The sequence below is a fragment of the Escherichia sp. MOD1-EC5950 genome, from assembly GCF_002965345.1.
Taxonomy (GTDB): domain Bacteria; phylum Pseudomonadota; class Gammaproteobacteria; order Enterobacterales; family Enterobacteriaceae; genus Escherichia; species Escherichia marmotae.
In genome coordinates this window covers 1-3142 of sequence record NZ_PTSR01000069.1, presented here as the reverse complement: position 1 = coordinate 3142, position 3142 = coordinate 1, and the positions used below count along the sequence as shown (strand labels likewise).

Annotated in this window: 2 rRNA genes; both read left to right on the top strand. The window is 52.9% G+C overall.

Annotation, left to right across the window (positions count from 1 at the left end):
• Positions 1-54: 54 nt before the first annotated feature.
• A 23S ribosomal RNA gene (locus tag BEA93_RS24025) occupies positions 55-2958 on the top strand.
• Between the two features lie 96 nt (positions 2959-3054).
• A 5S ribosomal RNA gene (gene rrf / locus BEA93_RS24020) occupies positions 3055-3142 on the top strand; the annotation flags it as partial.

Here is a 3142-nt window from a genome sequence, read left to right as displayed (position 1 = left end):
TCTCAAATTTTCGCAACACGATGATGGTTCGTAAGAAACATCTTCGGGTTGTGAGGTTAAGCGACTAAGCGTACACGGTGGATGCCCTGGCAGTCAGAGGCGATGAAGGACGTGCTAATCTGCGATAAGCGTCGGTAAGGTGATATGAACCGTTATAACCGGCGATTTCCGAATGGGGAAACCCAGTGTGATTCGTCACACTATCATTAACTGAATCCATAGGTTAATGAGGCGAACCGGGGGAACTGAAACATCTAAGTACCCCGAGGAAAAGAAATCAACCGAGATTCCCCCAGTAGCGGCGAGCGAACGGGGAGCAGCCCAGAGCCTGAATCAGTATGTGTGTTAGTGGAAGCGTCTGGAAAGGCGTGCGATACAGGGTGACAGCCCCGTACACAAAAATGCACATGCTGTGAGCTCGATGAGTAGGGCGGGACACGTGGTATCCTGTCTGAATATGGGGGGACCATCCTCCAAGGCTAAATACTCCTGACTGACCGATAGTGAACCAGTACCGTGAGGGAAAGGCGAAAAGAACCCCGGCGAGGGGAGTGAAAAAGAACCTGAAACCGTGTACGTACAAGCAGTGGGAGCCTCTTTAATGGGGTGACTGCGTACCTTTTGTATAATGGGTCAGCGACTTATATTCTGTAGCAAGGTTAACCGAATAGGGGAGCCGAAGGGAAACCGAGTCTTAACTGGGCGTTAAGTTGCAGGGTATAGACCCGAAACCCGGTGATCTAGCCATGGGCAGGTTGAAGGTTGGGTAACACTAACTGGAGGACCGAACCGACTAATGTTGAAAAATTAGCGGATGACTTGTGGCTGGGGGTGAAAGGCCAATCAAACCGGGAGATAGCTGGTTCTCCCCGAAAGCTATTTAGGTAGCGCCTCGTGAATTCATCTCCGGGGGTAGAGCACTGTTTCGGCAAGGGGGTCATCCCGACTTACCAACCCGATGCAAACTGCGAATACCGGAGAATGTTATCACGGGAGACACACGGCGGGTGCTAACGTCCGTCGTGAAGAGGGAAACAACCCAGACCGCCAGCTAAGGTCCCAAAGTCATGGTTAAGTGGGAAACGATGTGGGAAGGCCCAGACAGCCAGGATGTTGGCTTAGAAGCAGCCATCATTTAAAGAAAGCGTAATAGCTCACTGGTCGAGTCGGCCTGCGCGGAAGATGTAACGGGGCTAAACCATGCACCGAAGCTGCGGCAGCGACACTATGTGTTGTTGGGTAGGGGAGCGTTCTGTAAGCCGTTGAAGGTGGCCTGTGAGGGTTGCTGGAGGTATCAGAAGTGCGAATGCTGACATAAGTAACGATAAAGCGGGTGAAAAGCCCGCTCGCCGGAAGACCAAGGGTTCCTGTCCAACGTTAATCGGGGCAGGGTGAGTCGACCCCTAAGGCGAGGCCGAAAGGCGTAGTCGATGGGAAACAGGTTAATATTCCTGTACTTGGTGTTACTGCGAAGGGGGGACGGAGAAGGCTATGTTGGCCGGGCGACGGTTGTCCCGGTTTAAGCGTGTAGGCTGATTTTCCAGGCAAATCCGGAGAATCAAGGCTGAGGCGTGATGACGAGGCACTACGGTGCTGAAGCAACAAATGCCCTGCTTCCAGGAAAAGCCTCTAAGCATCAGGTAACATCAAATCGTACCCCAAACCGACACAGGTGGTCAGGTAGAGAATACCAAGGCGCTTGAGAGAACTCGGGTGAAGGAACTAGGCAAAATGGTGCCGTAACTTCGGGAGAAGGCACGCTGATGGTAGGTGAAGCGACTTGCTCGTGGAGCTGAAATCAGTCGAAGATACCAGCTGGCTGCAACTGTTTATTAAAAACACAGCACTGTGCAAACACGAAAGTGGACGTATACGGTGTGACGCCTGCCCGGTGCCGGAAGGTTAATTGATGGGGTCAGCCGCAAGGCGAAGCTCTTGATCGAAGCCCCGGTAAACGGCGGCCGTAACTATAACGGTCCTAAGGTAGCGAAATTCCTTGTCGGGTAAGTTCCGACCTGCACGAATGGCGTAATGATGGCCAGGCTGTCTCCACCCGAGACTCAGTGAAATTGAACTCGCTGTGAAGATGCAGTGTACCCGCGGCAAGACGGAAAGACCCCGTGAACCTTTACTATAGCTTGACACTGAACATTGAGCCTTGATGTGTAGGATAGGTGGGAGGCTTTGAAGTGTGGACGCCAGTCTGCATGGAGCCGACCTTGAAATACCACCCTTTAATGTTTGATGTTCTAACGTGGACCCGTGATCCGGGTTGCGGACAGTGTCTGGTGGGTAGTTTGACTGGGGCGGTCTCCTCCTAAAGAGTAACGGAGGAGCACGAAGGTTGGCTAATCCTGGTCGGACATCAGGAGGTTAGTGCAATGGCATAAGCCAGCTTGACTGCGAGCGTGACGGCGCGAGCAGGTGCGAAAGCAGGTCATAGTGATCCGGTGGTTCTGAATGGAAGGGCCATCGCTCAACGGATAAAAGGTACTCCGGGGATAACAGGCTGATACCGCCCAAGAGTTCATATCGACGGCGGTGTTTGGCACCTCGATGTCGGCTCATCACATCCTGGGGCTGAAGTAGGTCCCAAGGGTATGGCTGTTCGCCATTTAAAGTGGTACGCGAGCTGGGTTTAGAACGTCGTGAGACAGTTCGGTCCCTATCTGCCGTGGGCGCTGGAGAATTGAGGGGGGCTGCTCCTAGTACGAGAGGACCGGAGTGGACGCATCACTGGTGTTCGGGTTGTCATGCCAATGGCACTGCCCGGTAGCTAAATGCGGAAGAGATAAGTGCTGAAAGCATCTAAGCACGAAACTTGCCCCGAGATGAGTTCTCCCTGAGACTTTAAGTCTCCTGAAGGAACGTTGAAGACGACGACGTTGATAGGCCGGGTGTGTAAGCGCAGCGATGCGTTGAGCTAACCGGTACTAATGAACCGTGAGGCTTAACCTTACAACGCCGAAGATGTTTTGGCGGAAGAAAGACATCAATATCAGCTTGATACAGATTAGATTAACCGGCGATAAGCGGGTTAATAAACAGAATTTGCCTGGCGGAGATAGCGCGGTGGTCCCACCTGACCCCATGCCGAACTCAGAAGTGAAACGCCGTAGCGCCGATGGTAGTGTGGGGTCTC